Raw genomic sequence first — 22,393 nt, 5'->3', positions numbered from 1 at the left:
GGCCCGGTTCGCAGCGGGCCGCCTCGCCGTTCATTCCGTCTTCACTTTCTCCCATCCGCCCACCTGCGGCGCCGCACAGGCACGCAGGCACTCGATCGCGGCGGCCACGGCCGCGCGATTCGCGCTGTCCGGATGCCAGTACATCGACACCGCGCCCTGGCCCTCGAGCCGCATCGGCAGGATGCGGATCGCGTTCAATTGCTCGAAGCGCCGCGCGGCACGATGCGAGGCGACGCCCAGCAGATCGGTGTTGTTCAGCAGCGTGAGGTTCAGGATCGACGAATTCGATTCGACGCAATGCGGCGGCTGCACGCGGCCGGCGGCCGTCAACGCGACCTGCAGCGCATTGTGCACGGGTGTGCCGGACGGCCAGACGATCCACGAGTGGGCCAGCACCTCGTCCCAGCCGACGGAGGCCGCGCCGACGAGCGGATGATCGGGCCGCGCGACGAACACCACCGGATCGACGTACAGCGCTTCGGCGAGCAGGTGCGGATCGACGGACGCGGAGCCCGAGCGGCCGACGACGATGTCGAGTTCGCCGCGCGCGAGTTGCGGCATCAGCTGGTTCATCGTGCTCTCGGTGAGCCGCACCTGCGCGCGCGGCATCCGCTTCAGCAACTGCGACACCGCGAGCGGCACGGTATCGGCCGCCGCGACGCCCGACGTGCCGATCGTGACCAGGCCGCTGCCGCCTTCGCGCAGCGCGGCCATGTCGTCGCGCGCGACGTCGAGCTGCGCCTCCACACGGCGCGCGTGCTCGATCAACGCATCGCCGTAGGCCGTCGGCCGCAGGCCGCGCGCGTGCCGCTCGAACAGCGGCAGCCCGACATCCTCTTCCAGTTCCTTCAGCCACTTCGACAGCGCGGGCTGGGTGGTCGCCAGCGCCGTCGCGGACTGGCTCAGGTTGCCCGTGCTGGCCAGGCTCAGCAGCACCTGGAGGTGCCGCAATCGCAGCCGGTAGGTCCAGTCCATCGCGTGCTCCGTGTCGGAAGGTATATCCGAAATCATATGGATTAGATGATTTCGCCATTTTACCGGGTATGTCTGCGTCGAATATAAATGCGCTAACGGACTGAAGCACGCGGTCCCCGACCCGACACAGCGCCGACCGCGATCGGCCGCCCCAAGGAGACATCATGACCAGCCGTCACCCGGATACGTCGCGCGCCGACTACTACGCACGGATCGCCGAACAGCGCCTCGCGCCGTTGTGGGAGTCGCTGCACAACCTCGTGCCGAAAGCGCCGCAGCCGGCCGCGCAGGCCGCGATCTGGAAGTACGCGCAGGTGCGCGACCTGGTGATGCAGGCCGGCGGCGTGATCAGCGCGGAAGAAGCCGTGCGCCGCGTGCTGGTGCTGGAGAACCCGGGGCTGCCCGGCAAGTCGAGCATGACGCCGAGCCTGTACGCGGGCCTGCAGCTGATCCTGCCCGGCGAGATCGCGCCGAGCCATCGGCATACGCAGTCGGCATTGCGCTTCATCGTCGAGGGCAAGGGCGCGTGGACCGCGGTGAACGGCGAGCGCACGACGATGCATCCGGGCGACTTCATCATCACGCCGTCGTGGGCGTGGCACGACCACGGCAACCCGTCGGCGGAAGACGGCGGCGAGCCGGTCGTGTGGCTCGACGGGCTCGACATCCCGCTCGTCGGGAGCCTCGATGCAGGCTTCGCGGAGACCTATCCGGAAGCCGAGCAGCCCGTCAGCCGCGCGGAAGGCGACAGCTTCGCGCGCTTCGGCCACAACATGGTGCCGGTGCGCCATCGCGCGAGCGATCCGACGTCGCCGGTGTTCAGCTATCCATACGAACGCACCCGCGAGGCGCTCGACGCGCTGTACCGCAACGGCGAGCTCGACGCGTGGGACGGCGTGAAGCTGCGCTACGTGAATCCCGCGACGGGTGGCTGGCCGATGCCGACGATCGCCACCTTCATGCAGTTCCTGCCGGCCGGCTTCGACGGCCGCACGTATCGCAGCACCGACGCGACGATCTACTGCGTCGTCGAAGGCAGCGGCACCGCGCACATCGGCGGCGACGCGTTCGCATTCGAGCCGCACGACATCTTCGTCGCGCCGTCGTGGGCGCCGGTGCGGCTGTCGGCGTCGTCCGACGGCGTGCTGTTCAGCTATTCCGACCGGCCGGTGCTGTCGGCGCTGAACCTGCTGCGCGAAGCGCGCGACTGACGCCGCCGGTCGGCCCGATTTTCCCGACTTCCCCGATTCGTCCAAGTGCGCCGCCGAGGCGGCGCGCGTTCCTTCCTTCATGCCTACGCTGGAGCCGTTCATGACTTACGTTTTCCCGCCCGAAGCGCCGGTGGCGCTTCCCGTCGCTGGCAGCGACGCCCGCTTCGCGGTTCGTCGCGTGTACTGCGTCGGCCGCAACTACGCGGCCCATGCGCGCGAGATGGGCTTCGATCCCGATCGCGAACCGCCGTTCTTCTTCTGCAAGCCGGCCGACTCGATCGTGCCGGTCGCCTACGGAGAAACGCTCGATTTGGCGTATCCGTCGCAGACGCAGAACTATCACTACGAAGCCGAACTCGTCGCGGTGATCGGCAAGGGCGGTTCCGACATTCCGCTCGAGCGCGCGCTCGAGCACGTGTGGGGTTATGCCGTCGGACTCGACATGACCCGCCGGGACTTGCAGATGAAGATGCGCGAGATGGGCCGGCCGTGGGAAATCGGCAAGGCGTTCGACCGTTCCGCGCCGATCGGCCCCGTGCATCCGGCGAGCGAGGTCGGTCATGTCGAGCAGGCCGGCCTGTGGCTAACCGTCAACGGCGCGACGAAGCAGAAGAGCGACGTGTCGCACCTGATCTGGTCGGTCGCGGAAACGGTGGCCGACCTGTCGAAGTACTTCCGCCTCGAACCCGGCGACGTGATCTTCACCGGCACGCCGGAAGGTGTCGGCGCGGTGGTCAAGGGCGACGTGATGAAGGTCGGCGTCGAGCGTCTCGGCGAACTGGCCGTGCGCGTGGTCTGACGCGCGTTCCTCGATTTCCTCGAAAGGTCACATCGTGCAACTGCATAGCTTCTTCAACAGTTCGACATCCTATCGGGTGCGCATCGCGCTCGCGCTGAAAGGGCTGCCGTTCGACACGCTGCCCGTGAACATCCGCACGGGCGAGCACCGCGAGGCCGGCTACGTCGCGCGGGTGAATCCGTCGGCGTCGGTGCCGGCGCTGGTCGATGGCGATTTCCGTCTCGGCCAGTCGCTCGCGATCATCGATTACCTCGACCAGATTCATCCGGCGCCGCGGCTGATTCCGCTCGAACCGCGGCAGCGCGCACGCGTGCTGGAACTCGCGACGCTGATCGCGTGCGACATCCATCCGGTCAACAACCTGCGCGTGCTGCGCTACCTCGACAGCGAACTGCGGGTCACGCCGCAGCAGAAGAGTGCGTGGTACCGGCACTGGATCGCGGAAGGCATGGCCGGCGTCGAGCGCCTGCTCGCGCGCGCGGATACGGGCCCGTGGTGTTTCGGCGAGGCGCCGACGCTCGCCGACGTGTGCCTCGTGCCGCAGGTCGCGAACGCGTTGCGGATGGATTGCGACCTGAGCGCATATCCGCGCAGCCTCGCGGTTCATGAACACGCGCGACGCGAGCCGGCGTTCGAGGCGGCGCAGCCGCAGCGGCAACCGGACTACGTCGCGTAACACGATGGAGGAGACGGACATGGGCGAGACAAACAATACAGGCCGACGCGTACTCGTGATCGGCGGCGGCATCGGCGGGCTCGCGACGGCGCTGGCGCTCGCGCGCCAGGGCATTCGCGTGAAGCTGCTCGAACAGGCCGCGCAAATCGGCGAGATCGGCGCGGGCATCCAGCTCGCCGCGAACGCGTTCAATGCGCTCGACGCGCTGGGCGTCGGCGAGGCCGCGCGCGGCCGTGCGGTGTTCACCGACCGGCTGCAGCTGATGGATGCGGTCGATGCGCGGGAAGTCGCGTGCATCGATACGGGCGCCGCGTATCGCGAACGCTTCGGCAACCCGTATGCGGTGATCCATCGCGCGGACATCCACCTGTCGATCTACGAGGCGGTCAAGGATCATCCGCTGATCGAATTCCGGACCAGCACGCAAGTGTGCGGGTTCGAGCAGGACGGCAACGGCGTGACCGTGATCGATCAGCACGGCGAACGTTATCGCGCCGACGCGGTAATCGGCTGCGACGGCGTGAAGTCGGCGATCCGGCAGGCGCTGATCGGCGATGCGCATCGCGTGACGGGGCACGTCGTGTACCGCGCGGTCGTCGACGTCGACAACATGCCGAAGAACCTGCAGATCAATGCGCCGGTCGTGTGGGCCGGCCCGCATTGCCATCTCGTCCACTATCCGCTGCGCGGCGGACGGCAATACAACCTCGTCGTCACGTTTCACAGCCGCGAGCAGGAAACCTGGGGCGTGCGCGACGGCAGCAAGGAGGAAGTGCTGTCGTACTTCGACGGCATTCATCCGCTGCCGAAACAGATGCTCGACCGGCCGACGTCGTGGAAGCGCTGGGCGACCGCCGATCGCGACCCGGTCGAGCGCTGGAGCGCGGGCCGCGCGACGGTGCTCGGCGACGCCGCCCATCCGATGACGCAATACCTCGCGCAGGGCGCGTGCCAGGCGCTCGAGGATGCGGTGACGCTCGGCGCGGCCGTCGCGCGGACCGACGGCGACTTCGAAGCCGCGTTCGCGCAGTACGAACGCGTGCGGATTCCGCGCACCGCGCGCGTGCTGTATTCGGCGCGCGAGATGGGGCGGATCTATCACGCGAAGGGCGTCGAACGGCAGGTGCGCAACGCGCTGTGGGTCGGACGCACGCAGGCGCAGTTCTACGACGCGCTCGACTGGCTGCACGGCTGGCGCGCGGAGGATTGCCTGAAGACCGTCGACTGACGCGCTTCAGCCCGAATCCGGCGGCGCGCGTTCCAACGACATCGCGCGCGACCGCCTTCATGGAGGAGACATCATCATGGCCGATACGCTGTCCATCGACGTCAGCGCATGGATCGACCGGCATCGCGTTGCGCCGTTTCAGGCCGCGATCGTCGTGCTGTGCTTCCTGATCGTCGCGATCGACGGTTTCGACACGGCATCGATCGGATTCATCGCTCCCGTCATTCGCGCGGAATGGGGGCTGTCGCCCGCGCAGCTCGCGCCGGTCTTCGGCGCGGGGCTCGCCGGGCTGATGGCAGGCGCGCTCGTGTTCGGGCCGTTCGGCGACCGGTTCGGCCGCAAGCGCCTGCTGCTCGCCTGTGTCGCGTGCTTCGGCATCGCGAGTGCGGCGTCGGCGACTGCGGGCGGCTTGACCGAACTGATCGCGTGGCGCTTCGTGACGGGCCTCGGGCTCGGCGGCGCGTTGCCGAACGCGATCACGCTGACGTCCGAGTATTGCCCCGCGCGGCGGCGCTCGCTGCTCGTCACGACGATGTTCTGCGGCTTCACGATCGGCTCGGCGCTCGGCGGCCTCGCGGCCGCGTCGCTGATCGAACGCGACGGCTGGCGCGCGGTGCTCGTCGTCGGCGGTGCCGCGCCGCTGCTGCTCCTGCCGGTGCTGGCGTGGCGACTGCCGGAATCGGTGCGCTACCTCGTCAACACCGGCGCATCGCGCGAGCGGATCGCGGCGATGCTCGCGCGCATCGCACCGGACCCGGATCTCGCGCACGCGTCGTTCGTCGCGCCGCGCGGCAAGCCGGCCGGGTCGCCGCTCGGCCGCCTGTTCGCTGCCGACCTGCTGCGCGGCACGCTGCTGCTGTGGCTGACGTTCTTCATGAGCCTGCTCGTCATCTACCTGCTGTCGAGCTGGCTGCCGACGGTGTTGCGCACGACCGGCGCGACGCTGCAGACGGCCGCGCGCGTGACCGCGATGTTCCAGGTCGGCGGCACGCTCGGCGCGATCGTGCTCGGCTGGCTGATGGACCGCTTCGATCCGCATCGCGTGCTCGCGTGCAGCTATGCGGCGGCGGGCGTGTTCGTCGCGGCGATCGGGGTGCTGGCCGCGTCGCCGGCGGGCGCGGCACTGGCCGTGTTCGCGGCCGGCTTCTGCGTGTCCGGCTCGCAGGTCGGCGCGAACGCGCTGTCGGCCGCGTTCTATCCGACCGAATGCCGAACCACGGGCGTGAGCTGGGCGAACGGGATCGGCCGCGGCGGGTCCGTCGTCGGCTCGATGGCGGGCGGCGCGATGCTCGCGATGGGACTGCCGTTGTCGACCGCGTTCGCATTCGTCGCGGTGCCGTGCGTAATTGCCGGGGGCGCGGTGCTGGTGCTTGGCGCGGTGCGGGCCGGCGCGAAGCGCGCGGTTGCGGCCGAGGCGATTGCCGGCGAGCAGGCGTAGCGGAGGCAGGGGCGACCATTGCCGATGGCGCCGTCTTCCGACGGCACCGAACGAAAGCAAGAATCTACATTATATGAATTTATATAATGTAGATTCCTTAATCGTTTGCCGTCCCCCTCATGAACGCCGACCCTTCCACCGGGCTGCCCGAGCCCGACCAGATGCGCGCCGCCGCCGAATCGGCATGCGCGCTGCTCAAGGTGCTGTCCAATCCCGACCGGTTGCTGCTGCTCTGCGAGCTGTCGCAGGGCGAACGCTGCGTGAGCGATCTCGAGGCGCGGCTGGACATCCGCCAGCCGACGCTGTCGCAGCAGCTCGGCGTGTTGCGGGACAACGCACTGGTCCGCACGCGCCGTGAAGGCAAGAACATCCACTATTCGCTCGACAGCCCGGCCGTGATCGCGGTGATGGGCGTGCTGTACGAACAGTTCTGCGGCACGGCCGCAAAGGGGACCCGCCATGCAGCTTGATGTGCTTCATTTCACGCCGTGGCTGTCGCTTGCAGGCGGTGTGCTGATCGGGCTCGCGGCCGCGTGGCTCGTTGCGTTCAACGGGCGGATCGCCGGGATCAGCGGCATCGTCGGCGGCTTGTTCACGGCCGGTGCCGCCGAGCGCGACTGGCGCGCCGCATTCGTCGCCGGGCTGATTGCCGCGCCGCTGATGATGCGTATCGCCGGTGTCGCTGCGGCGCCGCAGGTCGATGCGGGCTGGGGCGAGTTGCTGGCGGCCGGCCTGCTGGTCGGGATCGGTACGCGCTATGCGGGCGGATGCACGAGCGGTCACGGCGTCTGCGGGCTGTCGCGCGGCGCGGCGCGATCGATCGTCGCGACGACGGTGTTCATGGTCGCGGGTTTTGCGACCGTATTCGTGCGACGGCACGTGATCGGAGGCTGACATGCAGGCAGGATTCGCGTTTCTTGCGGGGCTGCTGTTCGGCGCCGGCCTCATCGTGTCGGGGATGGCCAACCCGCAGAAGGTGCTCGGCTTTCTCGACCTGGCAGGCCGCTGGGACCCGTCGCTCGCGTTCGTGATGGCCGGCGCGATTGGCGTTGCCGTGTTCGCGTTCGCGTGGGCGAAGCGTCGGACGCGGTCGTTGCTCGGCCTGCCGATCCAGTGGCCGGCCGTGCGGACGATTACCGTGCGCCTCGTCGCAGGGAGCGCCGTGTTCGGCATCGGCTGGGGGCTTGCCGGGTTCTGCCCGGGGCCGGCGATCGTGTCGATCGGACTCGGGTCGGCCAAGGGCATCGCGTTCGTCGTCGCGATGCTGATCGGGATGGCGTTGTTCGAGTGGATCGAGCGCGCGCGGAAGGGGCGGTAGCTGGGTGACGTTGCTGCGGCCGAATTCGTCGGCTCGGGCGCGTTCGATCGCCACCTGCACCGGTTTCGCGAGCAACTGCGCGTGCAGCGCGATGTGACGATCGATGCGATCGCGCGCCATTTTCCGGCCGGCACGCCGCGTTCACCCCGGACGGCCGCCGCGCGGCTATGCGCCGACGATACGATTTCGGCGATTTCATCGGCTGACCGCATGCGCGGCGAGATGCTGACGGATCAGCGACAGGTAGCGATCGCCGACCGAGAAGTCGCGTGCGGCACGCGGCCGCTCGGCCCGGCGCAGCGTGGCCGGCGCGCTCATGCCCAGATACCGGCATACCGCCGACGGGAAGGGCTTGCGTGTATGCCCGAGCTGGCGCGCCGCGCGCTCGACGCGGGCGTCGCCGACCTGCGCACGCAGCCATGCCAGCACTTGGCGATCGGTGTCGTTGACGATACGGACCAGATGTTCCATCGCGCACCTCACTGTTCATAAATACAGTACTGTAAATATAACCAGTATATGAGGCGGCCGCAAGCGGGCGCGCATTAGCCTGGCCGTTCGGCCAGGGTTCAGCGCACCGGCGCAGGTGGGCGGGCGCCCGGCGATCCGGTCATCCGGGCGGCAGGCGCGGCGGGCGGGACGAGGTTCGCGTAGCGCGCGTCGGTCAGCGTGCCCAGGAACGCGACGATGTCGTCGATTTCCGCGTCGGTCAGTGCGGGCGGCGTGCCCGGCCGCCGGTTCATCGGCGTCGAATTGACGTTGATGTTGCCGCGATAGGTGGCCGGCACGTCGTCGAAGGTCCTGGCGCCGTGATACCAGTGGCCCGGGTCGGTCGAGCGCGTGTTGTAGAACGCGACCGCGTCGCGCAGCGTCGTGAACACGCCGTTGTGCATGAACGTCTGCTTGACCGCGACGTTGCGCAGCCCCGGCGTGCGCAGGTAGCCGCACCATTGCGTCGGCTCGGGCCAGCGCAGCCGTGTGGCCGTGTCGCACAGGCCGTTGTCGAAATGGCGCGGATCGCGGTTCGCGGGCAGCGCGCGGTTGCGCGGCACCGCGATCGCGTCGTAGCCGAAATCGGTGAAGAGCGAGCGCTCCGGCCGGCTCGACGTCTCCGACAGCGTATGGCAACTCATGCAGTTGCCCTTGTCGGGATTGCGGAACAGCGTCAGACCGCGCATCTCGGCCGGCGCGAGCGGCTTGCGCGTGCGCAGATACGCGTCGAAGCGCGACGTGAACGGCGCCATGTCGTCGCTTTGCAGATAGGCCTCGACGGCCGAGCCCAGCGCGCGCACCAGTTGCTCGGGGTTGCGCCGCACCGATGCGCCGAAGCGCGCGGCGAGATCGTCCGCCAGTTCGGTGCGGTCGACCTTGCGCAGCAGCGCGGCCGGCGATCGGTTGTTCATCTCGTTCGGATCGAACAGCGGCCCGCGGATTTGTTCGGCGAGCGTGTCCGCGCGGCCGTCGCTGAAGAGGCCGCCGAACGGCGACGGCGCGGGGGCGTCGTCGTCCTGATAGAAGTGGCGGCGCGGCACGTAGCGCACGTAGAGCAGCGACGGCGCGTTGCGCAGGCTGAAGCGTCCGTGGCGGCTGCCTTCCGGCACGCCCGGCCCCGCGAGCGAAGCGGCGGACAATGTCGGCGCGAACGCGCGCCCCGGATCGTGGCAGCCCGCGCACGACATGCCGCGCGGCTCGGACAGCCGCGGATCGAAGAAGATCCGGCGGCCCAGCGCGACGAGCGTCGGGTCCGGCGCGAAACGGGCGGCCGCCGCGTCGACCTTGTCGGTCACCTGCGGCGTGCCGTTGCCGATCGTGCTGACGACGCGCGACGGCGGCGCGCCGGGGAGCAGCATCGTTTCGGACGGCGCGGCATGGGCCGCGAACGCCGTGCCGGCGAGCAGGGCGGCGGCAAGTACGCGTACCGTCCATCCGCTGCCGGGGACCGGAACCGAACCGGAAACCCGACGCTCGGCAGCGGTCACCGACGAAACCATCCGCCTCCGCGAGCCGGCCATCCGTCGCCGGCGGCCGGTCGAATCCGTCAAATCGTCACTCGATCGAACTGCGTCACTCACGGCGCGATGAACCCCGTCTTGTCGCATGCGAGCGTGTTGCCCGACTGGTCGCACGACGCGAGCAGCTTGCCTGCCGCCGAATACGCATGGAACACCCAGCCCGTCGCCGGCGCCGCGCGTCGCTCCATGATCAGGAAGCCGAAGCTGTTGTTGTGCGACAGCCGCTCGATCACGGCGCCCGGCGCGGGCGTCAGGCCGGCCGGGAACGGATCGGGCAGCGCGACGTCGAGGTTGTCGCCGCCATTCCCGGACACGATCGTCGCCGGATGCCCGGACGAGAAGTTGATCGCCTGGAAGTCGTGCACGTGCCCGTGCAGCGCAACGTGGATGCCGGGCGGGTAGTACGCCTGCGCGTTCAGGCTCGCCATCACCGACTGCAGCGCGAGGTTGCCCGGCGCGGGCGTGCTGCCGGCGATCGGCGCGAACGCGAGGATCGGATGGTGGTTCGTGAAGATCGTCGTCGACATGCCGGCTTTCGACGCGAGCGCCGCGACCGTCTGGAACTGCTTCTGGTAGATGCGGAACTGCGCGTCGGTCGTCTTCAGCGGATTGCGGCCGACCTTCGCGGTGTCGAACACGATCACTTGCGTGCCGCCGCCGAGCGACACCGCATAGGGATCCGAGTAGTTCGCGTCGTCGTCATTGGCCGGATCGTCGCACGAACGGGCCGCCGAATACGGATGCGGATCGAGGAAGCGGTACCAGCCCTGGCCGGCCCGCGCGCATTCCTCGTGGTTGCCGCGCACGACGACCCACGGCGCCTTCGCGAACAGCGGCGCGGCCGGGCGGAACAGATCGGCCTGCCACGCATCCCAGCCGTAGCCCCACGGGCTGTCCTTGCAGCCGGCGATGTCGGGCGGGCACGCGTTTTCGCGGTAGTGATAGTCGCCGACGTGCAGCACGAGGTCCGGCGACAGCTTCGCGACGCTCGCCGCGATCGTGTCGAACGGCCAGACCGTCGCGTCGTTGCACGCCTGCCATGCGTTGTCGGCCTTCTTCATCCGGCAGCCGGTGTCGGCGATGATCGCGATGCGCTGCGGCTGCGCCTTCGGCAGCGGCAGCGCGCGGCCCGCGACGCTCGCCGTCTGGGCATCGGCCGGCAGCGTCGCTTCGCAGACCGACACCGGGAAGCTCGACGGTTTCGAGTCGGCCGGCGCGCTCGCCGTCGGCCGTTGCGCGACGGTCGCGGCGCCGGCGCGCAGCGTCATGCGCGACAGCTTGCCGTCGACGGACAGCTGCGGACAAAGCGGATCGCTCGCGGACGCAGGGCTGTAGTTCGTGACCACGCGCGCGATCGCCTGGTTCGCATCGCCGATCTCGACCCATGCCGCCTGAACGTTGATCGCGGCACTGGCCGGGTCGGCGGGCGTATCGATGTGATTCGAACACGCGGACAGCGCCGCGAGGGCAACAAGCGGAGCGCAGCGCACGAACAGCGCGCGGGAGAGGAGTCGTCGCATGGGAGGCACCGTAGGAAAGCCGTCAACGATACGGAACGCGAATGTAAGAAATGTGAAGGCCGGGGGTGCGACGGCCGACACGGCGCGCGAGTCGTGCCGCGTTCGCGGCCTTGACCTCAAGCCGGCTTGAAGCAGCATAGTCCGGATCACGGTCAACGATGCGGACAATTGGAGAATCGACGATGGAAGGAAACCGGACAAACGAAGCGCAGTCTGCGCTGTGGAACGGCCCGTCGGGGCTGGCATGGGTCGACGCGCAGCGCTCGCTCGACCGGATGTTCGAGCCGTTCGAGGCATTGCTCGCGGATGGGGCGGTGGCGGCGTCCGCGAGCAGCGTGCTCGACGTCGGCTGCGGCACCGGCGCGGTAACGCTCGCGATCGCGCGGCGCCTTGGCGCGCACGCGCGCTGTACGGGCCTGGATATTTCGGTGCAGATGCTTGCCGCCGCACGGGCGCGCGCCGAACGCGAGGGCGTTGACGCCGACTTCGTGCATGCCGATGCGCAGACGCATGCGTTCGCGCCGGGGAAGTTCGACCTGATCGTGTCGCGCTTCGGCGTGATGTTCTTCGACGATCCGGTGCAGGCCTTCGCGAACCTGCGGCACGCGGCGCGCCCGAACGCGCGACTGCGATTCGTCGCATGGCGCGGCGCCGCCGACAATCCGTTCATGACGACGGCCGAGCGTGTCGCGGCGCCATTGCTGCCGGCCCTGCCGGCGCGGCAGCCGGGGGCGCCGGGACAATTCGCGTTCGGCGACCGGCAACGGATCGCGTCGGTCTTGTCGGACAGCGGCTGGGCCGACATCGCGATCGAACCGATCGATATCGCGTGCGCGTTGCCGGCGTCCGCGCTGGACGACTACATCGCGCGACTCGGACCGGTCGGGCTCGCGCTTCGTCAGGTGGACGACGCGACGCGCCGGCGCGTGCTCGATACGGTTCGCGCTGCGTTCGAGCGCTACGTGGAGGGCGCGGACGTGCGCTTCGACGCGGCGTGCTGGCTCGTCACCGCGCGGGCGCCGTCTGCATGAGGCATCAGGAAAACGGCGGCAGCCCGTTGTTCGGCATGTGTGCTGCCGTTCATGCGTGAAAGGGCTGCCGCGCCGTGCAAAAGGCGGGTATCAGTCGCGCCTCGCCCGCAACATCAGCCACGCGCAGCCTGCCGCCACGAGCGCGAGCCCCAGCAGCACCGCCTCGACGCCGAGTGCGAAACCGGGCGGCATCTCGCCGCTGTTCGGCATGGGCGACAGGTTGGCGGTGATCGCGATCGCGCCGCCGGCGAGCAGCGCGATGCAGACGATCCAGTAAACCTTGCCGCGCGCGGCGGCGGTGCGGATTCGCCAAAGCGCAAGGCCGACGCCGCCGAGGTAAAGCACCGCGAGCGTCGCGAGCGCGATGAAGTCGCCGGTGCGATCGTTCAGGAGGCCGCTCATGGCACTGCTCCGTCGGGCGCCGCGCGTCGGCTCGACGAGAGGAACGCAGCGGTCGGATTCATTCGGCCTCCGTTGCGTGTCCCGGCGCGCGGCTCAGCAGATGCGTACGCTGGTCGGCCGCGAGCGAGACGTAGCGTTCGTATTGACGCAGGACATCGGCGATCAGTTCGTCGCCGCGCAGATATTCGACGTCGTAGCCGAGCCGGCCGTCCTCGAAGAACGTGACGATGCCGTACACGTGCGGACGCTCGGCTTCCGGCTCGGCCGCTTCGCGTACCAGGAAGGCCGCCGCGGATTTCGCCGTCACGCGCGCGCCGTAGACGAAATCGCGGTGTTCCGCGGTCGGCACGGTCAGCCGCACCGCATCGTCGCTGTCGCGCTGCACGTGTGCGTCGACGCCGCCTGAACGCAGCTCGTCGGCGACTTTGCGCAGCGCGGGCTCGACGGTTTCCGCGACGAACTGGCGCGCGTCGGACTCGGTCGTCTGCCGCAGGATATGCGTCAGCCGATGGCGCCAGTGCTGGCCGGTCCAGAAGCTCGTCGCGGGCGCGACATCCTGCGAATAGTGCGCGCGATCGGCCGCGAGCCCGCGCCACAGCCCGTAACACAGCGCGAGCATGATCAAGGCGACCGGCAATGCGGCGATCAACGTCATCGCCTGCAGCGCGCCGAGCCCGCCCGCGACCAGCAGCACGGCCGCCGTCACGCCCAGCAGCGCAGCCCAGAACAGCCGCTGCCAGACCGGCGAATGCGCGGCGCCGCGCGTCGCGATCTGGTCGATCACGAATGCGCCGGAATCGGCGGACGTGACGAAGAACACCGCGATCAGCACGATCGCGACGATCGACAGCAACTGCGGAAGCGGCAGGAAATCGAAGAAGCGGAACAGCAACGCATCGACACTGCCGGCCGTCTGCGCGAGCGCGCCGGCCGCGCCGTGCGTGTCGAGCCAGATCGCGCTGTTGCCGAACACGGTCATCCACACGAGGTTGAATGCGGTCGGCACGAGCAACACGCCGATCACGAACTGGCGGATCGTACGGCCGCGCGAGATGCGCGCGATGAACATGCCGACGAACGGCGACCACGACACCCACCATGCCCAGTAGAGGATCGTCCAGCCGCCGAACCAGCCTTCCTCGCGCGGCGGCGCGTACGCATAGGTGCGGAACGACAGGTCGACGAGATTCGACAGGTACTGGCCGATGTTGTCGCCGAGCGCACGCAGCAGGAACGACGTCGGGCCCGCGACGACCACGAACGCGAGCAACAGGAACGCCAGCAGCAGGTTCAGCTCGGACAGCCGCCGCACGCCCTTGTCGAGACCGCTCGCGGCCGATGCGCCGGCCAGGATCACGACGATCACGACGAGCCCGATGCGGAACGCGTTGCCGCTCGTATCCCAGCCGGCGACCGTATGCAGGCCCGCGCTCAACTGCATCACGCCGTAGCCGAGCGTCGTCGCGATGCCCGCGACCGTGCCGACCAGCGCGAACGCGTCGACGGTGTGGCCGATCCAGCCGTTCACGCGCTCGCGCAGCACCGGATACAGCCCGGAGCGCAGCGTCAGCGGCAGGTTGTAGCGGAATCCGAAGTATGCGAGCACGAGCCCCATCAGTCCGTAGATCGCCCACGCATGGAAGCCCCAGTGGAAGAAGGTCATCAGCATCGCCTCGCGCGCGGCGGCCGGCGTGCCGGGGTCCACGGTCGGCGGCTTCAGGAAGTGCTGCATCGGCTCGCCGACGCCGAAGTACATGAGGCCGATGCCCATGCCCGCCGCGAACAGCATGGCCGTCCACGACAGGAAGCTGAATTCGGGCTCGGCGTCGTCGGGGCCGAGCCGGATGTTGCCGAAGTCGCTCGCCGCGATCAGCACGAGAAACACGAGGAACGTGGTGACGGCGAGCACGTAGAACCAGTCGAAGCGCGCGACGACCCATTGCTGGCCGGAGGAGAAGAGCGCGCCTGCTTCGGTCGGGTGCAGCGCGCACACGACGAGCAGTGCACCGATGACCGCGAGCGCGGGCAGCACGACCTGCGGCTTGAATGTCGTGCGGGGCGAGGAACGGGAATCTGGCATGGCTGGCATCCAGTTGTGGGCGCAACGAGGCGCGACGCCGCCCGGCGCGCGTGTCGCGCGTCGGACCCTGATACGGCGTGCGTCGAGTGTACCGCGGTGTCAGGACTGCAAGAAGGGATATGCAGCAGGGAAAGCCTGACGAATTGTAAGGTATCGGGGCGATCGCGAAAACCCGCACGCTGCGCGTTGCGTGCGAAAGAGGTGGATCACGAACGTCAAACCGGCGCCCCGGACGATGCCGGATCGTCCGGGGCGCAAGCAACGGAGGCGCGGCCGTACGGGTTCAGAACGTCACGGCGATCCCGGCCATGCCGACGAACTGGCCGTGCGTCGTCGACGGCGTGAGCTGCTGCGAATCGCCGACGATCGGCGCCGCGTCGACGATATGGCCGGCACCCAGCGCGCCGAGCGTCCGTCCGCTCGAATGCGTGTACGCCTGCAGCGCATACAGCGTCGTGCGCTTCGACAGGCTGTACGACTCCTTCAGCGAATACTGCTGGTAACGGGCCGCGTCCGACACGCCGTTCGCCTTCGACGCGAGCGTGTACGCGAACGCGCCGGCCACCGAGAACGTCGGCGTGAAGCGATACGCGGCGAGCGCGCCGTAGGTGTTGAACACGGCCGTGTCCGTGAACGCGGAGCCGTTGCCGGGCAGATACTTCACGTTCGAGTAGTTGAGGCCCATCGTCAGGTTGCCGAGCGTGTAGTTGCCGGCCGCCGCGACCTGCTCGACGGCCTTCGCGGTCAGGTAGCCCTGGTTCAGCACGGACACCGCGAAGCTGCCCGACGCGGCGGTCGCCGGATTCAGGAAGCCCGCCGTCGAACCCGAGCTGTTGATGCGCAGGTAACCGGCCGCGATCCCGACCGGCCCGTTCGCATAGCGCAGCGCGGCGCTGAACGTGTTGCCCTTGCCGGTCGCGCCGGCGACGCCGCCGAACGCGTACATCGCACTCGCGGTCAGCCCGGACAAGGTCGGCGACGTATAGGTGACGGAGTTGTTGACGCGGATCGTCGTGTCGAGCCCGTCGATGTCGCCCGGATGCGCGCCCGTCGCGCCGGTCAGCCAGCTGCTCGCCGCGTACGGGCCGACCAGCAGGAAGTACGGCGTGTACTGGCGGCCGGCCGTCACCGTGCCGTAATGATCGTTGCGCAGCCCGACGAAGGCCTGGCGGTTGAAGATCGTGCCGGCGGCGGCCTGCGCACCAGTGTTCAGGTTGAAGCCGGATTGCAGGTCGAAGATCGCGTGCGTGCCGCCGCCGAGATCCTCGTCGCCGCGCAGCCCGAACTTCGACGCATACAGGTTGCCGTCGCGCATGTACACGTTCGAGTGGCCTTGCTGGTTGTTCACGTACGCGAGCGAATCGTCGACCACGCCGTACAGCGTCACGCTGCTCTGCGCATGGGCGGCGGAAGCGCCGAGCGACGCGGCCGATAAAATCAGGATTGCAGAGTAGTGATGCGATGCTTTCATTGACGATCTCCAAGTCTCTTCAAGGGGGCGGGAGGCTGATCGGCCTCCTCTTTGGTGGAGGGCGGGCCGTGTGCGCGGCCCGCCCGATCCGAGGGTTCGGCGTTTTCCCGCGCTTGCGCGGTCAGTCGTCGAGTGCCACGACGACGCGACGCCATGCGCCATCCCGCGCATCGTGTTCGACGCGCGCACCGCGCACGGCAAGCGCGCCTTGCAGCGATGCCGGCAGCAGGATCTCCACGCGCTCGGCGGGGCGGTTCATGCGGCCATCCCAGCGGACCGACACGCCGAGTTCGCCCGACGCCGTGCGTCCGGTCTCGATGCGCCACAGACCGTATTCGCCGTCGCGCCACGCTTCCGTTTCGCCGTCGTCCTCGACGCATTCGCCGTACGCAACGCCGTCCTCGATGCGCGGCGCGACGAGGAAGCCGCGCGTGTCCGCGCGTGCGCCGAACCGTTGCTCGGCGACGTTCAGCGGCAGCACGCGGCCTTCACGCAACAACATCACCGGCGTGTCGAGCGGCGCGGGCAGCGTCACGTTCGCGCCGCCGTCGAACGACTGCGCGCTCGCGCAGCACACCCAGCGCGCGCTCGACGGCAGGTAGACCGTGCGCTCCGTGCGGCCCGGCTCGACGACCGGCGCGACCAGCAGCGCGTCGCCGAGCATCATGTCGTCGCATTCGTCGTAGCAGCGCGGGTCGCCGGGGAAATCGCCGAAGGTCGGCCGCAGCACGGGCTCGTAGCGCGTGGTCGACAGCCACAGCAGGTGATAGAGGTAAGGCAGCAGCCGGTAGCGCTGCTTGATCAGCGACGCGATCCGCGTGGTGATCTCCGGATACATCCACGGTTCGTTGACGGTGCCGTCGTCGTTCCACGAATGGATGCTGAAGCGCGGCATGAAGATGCCGAACTGCACCCAGCGCAGCAGCAGCTCGGGCGACGGCGCGGGGCCGGAGAAGCCGCCGATGTCGTGACCGATGTTCGACACGCCCGACAACGCGAGCCCGAGGCCCATCTTGAGGTTGTAGCGTAGCGTTTCCCACGACGTGTAGTTGTCGCCGGACCAGGTCTGCACGTAACGCTGCATGCCGGCGCCGCCGGAGCGCGACACGAGGAACGGCCGCTGCGCCGGCGCATGCGCGCGCTGGGCTTCGCGCGACGCGCGCATCATCAGCATCGTCTGCAGCACCTTCGCCTCGCGCGCGGGAAACGGCTGGCCGAAGCCGTGCGCGATCGCGTCGGGCGACCAGATCTCGTATTCATTGTTGTCGTTCCACGTCGACTCGATTCCGTAGTCGAGCAGCGCCGACGTGACCTGCTCGCGCCACCAGCGGTACGCGTCCGGTTGCGTGAAGTCGAGATACGCGCCGACCTCGTCCCAGAACTGCACCCATGCCGGCTCGCCGGATGCCGAGCGGATCAGCAGCCCGCGCCGCGCGGCGTCGTCGAACGCCGGGTGGTCGCGCAGCAGGCACGGCTTGATGTTCGCGCACAGGCGGATGCCGTGGTCGCGGTAGTGCTTCACGAAACCCTTCGCGTCGGGAAACTTCTCGCGGTTCCAGTTGAACACGTAGCGCTTCGCGCCGATCGACGTATAGCCCGACGACAGGTGGAACGAATCGCACAGGATGTCGTGTGATTCGCACTGCTCGACGAACTGGTTCATCTGCCGCTGCGCGTCCGGCGCGTCGGTGTAGCTCATCGTCGAGCCCGAATAGCCGAGCCCCCATTTCGGCGTGCGCGCCGGGCGTCCGGTGAGCCACGTGAAGCGCCGGGCGGCCGCGAGCGGCGTGTCGGGCGACGCGATGAAGTAGTAGTCGAGATCGCCGTGCTCGGCGACGAAGTAGCGGTAGAGCCCATGGTAGTTGTCGAGTTCGCGGCCCATGTCGAACGCGCAATCCGACAGCGTGTCGTAGAACAGCCCGAAGCCCTGGCACGCGCCGGGCGACCACGTGACGTAGAACGGAATGTGCTTGTAGAGCGGGTCCGTGTGCTTCGCGCTGTAACCCATCGCATCGATGTTGCGCATCTCGAAGCGCGCGCCGGTGCGGTCGAGGTCGCCCGCGCGCTCGCCGAGACCGAACACCTTGTCGCCGCGCTCGCGTGCGACGTAGTGATAGGCGCGATCGTCCCACCAGCCGAAGTTGTACGCCTGCGTCGCGCGGTCGGCGAGCACGACGCGCCACGCGTCGTCCGCGTCGCGAATCGACCACGTGCAATGGCCGCCCTGCAGTTTCACGTCGAGGCGGATCTGCGCGGTTTCGATGCGCACGCCGCCGTCGTCTTCGACGAAGTCGTAGGCCGGCAGCGCGAAGCCGCTCAGGTCGAGGCGGTCGCGCCCGCCGAGCGGCACGTCGTCGAGGCCCGGTGCGATCGTCCAGGTGCGCGGGGTGCGCGCCGTCGCGTCGGGCAGCACGCGCACGCGCACGATGTCATCCTCGAGCACGAAGATCTCGAGGGTCGCGCCCGCGTCGGACGCGAGCAGCACGCGGTTCGCCTGCCGGTCGGCGACGCGGAACACGGGCGGATGAAGAAGCGAAGTCATGAAGGCGATTCCTGGTGAAGACGGAGGTCAGGCGTGCCGCGCGAGCAGGCGTTCCTGCTTCGACTGCCCGCGGATCAGCACCGCGAGGAGCGTCACGCCGATGATGTCGAACAGGCCGAGGCACGCGAACAGCGGTGCGTAGCCGATCTTGTCGGCGAGCGCGCCGACCAGCAGCGAGAAGCCGAGCCCGCCGATCCACGCGGCCATGCCCGCGAAGCCGCTGGCGGTGCCGACTTCCTCGGGATCGAACACGTCGGCCGACAGCGTGTTGACGAGCGCGGAGATCATCTGGTGCGCGAAGCCGCCGACGCAGAACAGGCCGATGGCCGTGTACGGCGACGACACGAGCCCGATTATCGCCGGCCCCAGCATCAGCACCGCGCCGAGCGCGACGCCGGCGACGCGGGACCACACGAGCGGCAGTTTGAACCGGTTCGCGAGGTAGGGCGACAGGTAGCCGCCCGCGATGCCGCCGGCGTCGGCCGCGAGAAACGGCATCCACGCGAACACGGCGATCTGCGTGAGCGGCATGTGGCGTTCGGTGGCGAGGTACAGCGGAATCCAGAAGCTGAAGGTCTGCCATGCGGGTTCCGCGAAGAAGCGCGGCAGCGCGATCGCCCAGAAGCGCCGCGCGGTGACGACGTCGCGAATCCGGCGCTTCGACGCGGCCGGCATCGTGGCCTGACCGTCGCGGATCAGCGTGCGCTCCTGCGGCGTGATGCGCGGATGATCGGACGGCGACCGGTACTGCGTGTACCAGAGCGCGGCCCACACGAAGCCGAGCGCGCCGGTGACCATGAACGCGGATTGCCAGCCGAACCGCATCGACAGGAACACGACGAGCGGCGGCGCGATCGCGGCGCCGAGCGACGTGCCTGCGTTGAAGTAGCCGACCGCGACGGATTTCTCGCGATCGGGAAACCATTCGGCGACGGCCTTCATCCCCGACGGGATCGCGGCGGCCTCGAACAGCCCGAGCAGGCCGCGCAGGATGCCGAGCGACAGCCAGCCCGACGCGAAGCCGTGCGCGACGCCGACCACCGACCACAGCATCGCGAACAGCGCGAACCCGAGCCGCAGGCCGATCAGGTCGACGATGAACCCGCATACCGGCTGCATGATCGTGTAGCCGATCTGGAACGCCCCGACGATATACGAGTACTGCTGCGTCGAGATCGCGAACACCTGCTTCAGTTCCGGTGCGAGCACCGCGAGGGAATTTCGTGCGAGGTAGTTGAGGATCGTGCCGAGACATACCAGCACGATGATCCACCAGCGCAACGCCTTGACTGTTTTCACTGCTGTCTCCTGAGCCATGCAAGTCGCCCGGCGGGGCGTCTTTTGCGGGTCATGTTTGTACGATGTCCGATCTTGATGGGCGACCGATTCACCTGATTTTTATCGGAATCACCGCGTTCAATCGAACATTTCGCTGCTGTTGAAGATCAATGTTATCGGACGACTGATCATTTTCGAGCATCCTATGTTCGAATTCGAATCCGGTCAACGTGAATCTGCATTCGAACGAACATCCTCGGGGTATTCCCGATACGTCCGCGGACAGGGGCCCCCGGTGCATTGCGCGACGAGTGGCGCCGGATGTCTGCTCGACGAGGCCGAGCGGCCGTCGCTCGACCGACTGCATCAGGCGGGCCCGGCGGGGGGCGTGACAACCCTGATGAAAATTTATTTTTTTCCTGCCGGCAGATTGTGTAAATTGATTTTCATCCACCTTGCAAAACCATTCGCATGACGCCTCTCGTTCCGCACGATGCCAGTCACGACGAATCCGCGATCGCGGAGCGCATCGCCTCGGCCATGCCGCGAATGACGCCGATCCACCGCCGGATGGGCGAGTTCGTGCTCGCGAATCCGTTTCGCGCGGCGACGATGCGGATCGACGAGCTGGCGCAGGCCGTGAATGCGTCGATCGCCACCGCGAACCGCTTCGCGAAGGCGCTCGGCTTCGACGGCTATCCGGCGATGCGCGCGGCGCTCGTGCGCGGCTTCGAGGCGACGCTCGGCCCGGTCGAGCGGCTGCGTTCCGCGCAGGAGCAGGAACAGGAGCACGAGCAGGGCGTGCGCGGCGCCGCGTGGATCGACGCGGTGTTCGACCAGGCCGTCGCGAACATCGAGAACACGCGTGCGCAACTGGATGCCGCCGACGTCGAGGCGGCCGTCGAGGCGATCGTCGGCGCGCGGCGCGTGCTGATCCTCGGCGCCGGTTCGAGCGCCTTTCTGACCGGGCTGATGGAACACGGATTGTCGGTGTGTCACGACAACGTGCAGTCGCTCGCGCTGCTCGGCGGCCCGTCGCATGCGGCGCGGCGCCTGTACACGGCCGACTCGCGCGATCTCGTGATCGCGCTCGCGTTTCCGCGCTACGTCAAGGACACGATCGAGCTGGCCCGCCGCGCGGCCGCGCGCGGCGCGCGCGTGCTCGGCATCTCCGACGGGCCCGGTTCGCCGCTTGCGCCGATCGCGTCGCTGAATCTGTACGTCAAGGCCGAACGGCGTTTCGCGGCCACGTCGGAAGCGGCCGTGCTGACGATGATCGAGGCGCTGATCGACGCGGTCGCGCTGCGCACGCACCGCTCCGCGAAGTCCGCCGCCGAAATGACCGAATTCCTGTTGCCGTGGCTGATCCACCCGCAAGCGGCGCTGCCGGCCGCCAACCCTTCTTCCTCCGGTCCGAAAAAATCATGACTTCACCCGCGATCGTCGCGATTCACGGCGGTGCAGGCACGATCCTGCGCGATGCGATGGACACCGACACCGAACGCCAGTACCGCGCCGAACTCACCGCGATCCTGCAGGCCGCGCAACACGTGCTCGCCGATGGCGGCAGCGCGCTCGACGCCGTCACCGTCGCGGTGCGGCTGCTCGAGGACTGTCCGCTGTTCAACGCGGGGCGCGGCGCCGTCTATACGGCCGAAGGCAAGCACGAACTCGACGCGGCGGTGATGGACGGCACGACGCTCGCGGCCGGCGCGATCTGCTGCGCGACCCGCGTGCGCAATCCGGTGCTCGCCGCACGGCGCGTGATGGAGGCGAGCGAGCACGTGCTGCTGGCAGGCGCGGGCGCCGACGCGTTCGCGGCCGCACAGGGCCTCGAACTCGCCGAGCCCGGCTACTTCGACACGGAAGCGCGTCATGCACAGTGGGTCAAGGCGCGCGCGGCGGCCGGCACGATGCTCGATCACGATGCCGCGACCTTCGCCTTCGGCGCCGGGCAGCCGGCCGAGCCGCTCGATCCCGATCGCAAGCACGGCACGGTCGGCGCGGTCGCGTGCGACGTGCACGGCCATATCGCGGCGGCGACGTCGACCGGCGGCATCACGAACAAGCAGCCCGGCCGCGTCGGCGATTCGCCGATCATCGGCGCCGGCTGCTACGCGGACGACGCGACCTGCGCGGTATCCGCGACGGGCACCGGCGAGATGTTCATCCGGCTCGCGACCGCGCATGACGTGGCCGCGCAGATGGCCTATCGCGGCGCATCGCTCGCCGATGCCGCGCACGACGCCGTGATGAACAAGCTGTCGCGCCTGGCCGGGCGCGGCGGGATCGTCGCGGTCGACGCGCACGGCAACGTCGCGATGCCGTTCAACACGGAAGGGATGTATCGCGGCTACGCACGCGTCGGCGAGACGCCCGTGGTCGGCATCTATCGCGACGATGCGGCCTGAT

At 68.7% G+C, this 22,393-nt stretch carries 21 protein-coding genes; 12 read left to right on the top strand and 9 right to left on the bottom strand.

What is annotated here, in order from left to right; translation table 11 throughout:
- Positions 1-30 precede the first annotated feature (30 nt).
- Positions 31-975, bottom strand: coding sequence for a LysR family transcriptional regulator (locus ACV22V_RS18775; protein ID WP_448015024.1), 945 nt, complete (start codon positions 973-975; stop codon positions 31-33).
- Between the two features lie 164 nt (positions 976-1,139).
- Between ACV22V_RS18775 and gtdA the strand changes: the two genes are divergently transcribed.
- The 8 genes from gtdA to ACV22V_RS18735 all read left to right on the top strand — a co-directional run bounded on the left by gtdA (position 1,140) and on the right by ACV22V_RS18735 (position 7,645).
- The gene (gene gtdA, locus ACV22V_RS18770; RefSeq protein ID WP_448015023.1) at positions 1,140-2,186 is read left to right on the top strand and encodes a gentisate 1,2-dioxygenase; all 1,047 of its coding nucleotides are present in this window, start codon (positions 1,140-1,142) and stop codon (positions 2,184-2,186) included.
- Positions 2,187-2,286: 100 nt separating this feature from the next.
- The gene (locus ACV22V_RS18765; RefSeq protein ID WP_448015021.1) at positions 2,287-2,985 is read left to right on the top strand and encodes a fumarylacetoacetate hydrolase family protein; all 699 of its coding nucleotides are present in this window, start codon (positions 2,287-2,289) and stop codon (positions 2,983-2,985) included.
- A 34-nt stretch (positions 2,986-3,019) separates the two neighbouring features.
- On the top strand, positions 3,020-3,661 hold the full coding sequence (gene maiA / locus ACV22V_RS18760) for a maleylacetoacetate isomerase (RefSeq protein ID WP_448015020.1): 642 nt from the start codon (positions 3,020-3,022) through the stop codon (positions 3,659-3,661).
- Between the two features lie 19 nt (positions 3,662-3,680).
- A complete protein-coding gene (locus ACV22V_RS18755) occupies positions 3,681-4,889 on the top strand; it encodes a 3-hydroxybenzoate 6-monooxygenase (protein WP_448015018.1) in 1,209 nt (402 codons plus the stop codon).
- 76 nt (positions 4,890-4,965) lie between these two features.
- Positions 4,966-6,327 (top strand): MFS transporter, encoded by a 1,362-nt coding sequence (locus tag ACV22V_RS18750; protein ID WP_448015017.1) that lies wholly within the window; start codon positions 4,966-4,968, stop codon positions 6,325-6,327.
- A 119-nt stretch (positions 6,328-6,446) separates the two neighbouring features.
- Positions 6,447-6,797, top strand: a complete 351-nt coding sequence (locus tag ACV22V_RS18745; protein ID WP_059525037.1) for an ArsR/SmtB family transcription factor — start codon at positions 6,447-6,449, stop codon at positions 6,795-6,797.
- Positions 6,787-7,221: a YeeE/YedE family protein gene (locus tag ACV22V_RS18740; RefSeq protein WP_175914838.1), complete on the top strand. Its 435-nt coding sequence runs from the start codon at positions 6,787-6,789 to the stop codon at positions 7,219-7,221. The genes ACV22V_RS18745 and ACV22V_RS18740 overlap by 11 nt, the downstream gene beginning before the upstream one ends.
- Before the next feature lies 1 nt (position 7,222).
- Complete coding sequence (locus ACV22V_RS18735; protein ID WP_448015015.1) at positions 7,223-7,645, top strand: DUF6691 family protein; 423 nt, start codon at positions 7,223-7,225, stop codon at positions 7,643-7,645.
- A gap of 195 nt (positions 7,646-7,840) precedes the next feature.
- Here the strand turns inward: ACV22V_RS18735 and ACV22V_RS18730 are convergent, their stop codons facing one another.
- The 3 genes from ACV22V_RS18730 to ACV22V_RS18720 all read right to left on the bottom strand — a co-directional run bounded on the left by ACV22V_RS18730 (position 7,841) and on the right by ACV22V_RS18720 (position 11,177).
- Positions 7,841-8,116, bottom strand: coding sequence for a hypothetical protein (locus ACV22V_RS18730; RefSeq protein WP_059525043.1), 276 nt, complete (start codon positions 8,114-8,116; stop codon positions 7,841-7,843).
- Positions 8,117-8,214: 98 nt separating this feature from the next.
- Positions 8,215-9,543 carry a cytochrome-c peroxidase gene (locus ACV22V_RS18725; RefSeq protein ID WP_448015152.1) on the bottom strand — a complete coding sequence of 443 codons (1,329 nt, stop codon included), beginning with the start codon at positions 9,541-9,543 and terminating at the stop codon, positions 8,215-8,217.
- Positions 9,544-9,713: 170 nt separating this feature from the next.
- Positions 9,714-11,177, bottom strand: a complete 1,464-nt coding sequence (locus ACV22V_RS18720) for a metallophosphoesterase (protein WP_448015013.1) — start codon at positions 11,175-11,177, stop codon at positions 9,714-9,716.
- Positions 11,178-11,359: 182 nt separating this feature from the next.
- On the opposite strand from ACV22V_RS18720, the gene ACV22V_RS18715 reads away from it, so the two are divergent.
- On the top strand, positions 11,360-12,208 hold the full coding sequence (locus tag ACV22V_RS18715) for a class I SAM-dependent methyltransferase (protein ID WP_448015012.1): 849 nt from the start codon (positions 11,360-11,362) through the stop codon (positions 12,206-12,208).
- Between the two features lie 90 nt (positions 12,209-12,298).
- Here the strand turns inward: ACV22V_RS18715 and ACV22V_RS18710 are convergent, their stop codons facing one another.
- The 5 genes from ACV22V_RS18710 to ACV22V_RS18690 all read right to left on the bottom strand — a co-directional run bounded on the left by ACV22V_RS18710 (position 12,299) and on the right by ACV22V_RS18690 (position 20,002).
- Positions 12,299-12,610 (bottom strand): hypothetical protein, encoded by a 312-nt coding sequence (locus tag ACV22V_RS18710; RefSeq protein ID WP_059700134.1) that lies wholly within the window; start codon positions 12,608-12,610, stop codon positions 12,299-12,301.
- 58 nt (positions 12,611-12,668) lie between these two features.
- Positions 12,669-14,690: a BCCT family transporter gene (locus tag ACV22V_RS18705; protein ID WP_059525053.1), complete on the bottom strand. Its 2,022-nt coding sequence runs from the start codon at positions 14,688-14,690 to the stop codon at positions 12,669-12,671.
- 283 nt (positions 14,691-14,973) lie between these two features.
- A complete protein-coding gene (locus ACV22V_RS18700; RefSeq protein ID WP_448015010.1) occupies positions 14,974-16,161 on the bottom strand; it encodes a porin in 1,188 nt (395 codons plus the stop codon).
- Positions 16,162-16,282: 121 nt separating this feature from the next.
- Positions 16,283-18,703: a TIM-barrel domain-containing protein gene (locus ACV22V_RS18695; protein WP_448015008.1), complete on the bottom strand. Its 2,421-nt coding sequence runs from the start codon at positions 18,701-18,703 to the stop codon at positions 16,283-16,285.
- 27 nt (positions 18,704-18,730) lie between these two features.
- Entirely contained in the window at positions 18,731-20,002 is a 1,272-nt protein-coding gene (locus ACV22V_RS18690; protein ID WP_448015006.1) for an MFS transporter, read from the bottom strand.
- Between the two features lie 184 nt (positions 20,003-20,186).
- Here ACV22V_RS18690 and ACV22V_RS18685 point away from each other — a divergent pair, with 184 nt between their 5' ends.
- From ACV22V_RS18685 to ACV22V_RS18675, 3 genes are read left to right on the top strand one after another with little or no spacing between them, the layout of a single operon-like run.
- On the top strand, positions 20,187-20,456 hold the full coding sequence (locus ACV22V_RS18685; RefSeq protein ID WP_448015004.1) for a hypothetical protein: 270 nt from the start codon (positions 20,187-20,189) through the stop codon (positions 20,454-20,456).
- Positions 20,453-21,409, top strand: a complete 957-nt coding sequence (locus tag ACV22V_RS18680) for a MurR/RpiR family transcriptional regulator (protein ID WP_059689915.1) — start codon at positions 20,453-20,455, stop codon at positions 21,407-21,409. Before ACV22V_RS18685 ends, ACV22V_RS18680 begins: the two co-directional genes overlap by 4 nt.
- A complete protein-coding gene (locus ACV22V_RS18675) occupies positions 21,406-22,392 on the top strand; it encodes an isoaspartyl peptidase/L-asparaginase family protein (RefSeq protein ID WP_059700145.1) in 987 nt (328 codons plus the stop codon). The genes ACV22V_RS18680 and ACV22V_RS18675 overlap by 4 nt, the downstream gene beginning before the upstream one ends.
- The last annotated feature ends 1 nt before the right edge of the window (position 22,393 follow it).

It is taken from the genome of Burkholderia sp. AW33-5 (assembly GCF_053427615.1).
Note: the sequence above shows the minus strand (reverse complement) of the source record. Positions and strands in the feature narration are given on the sequence as shown.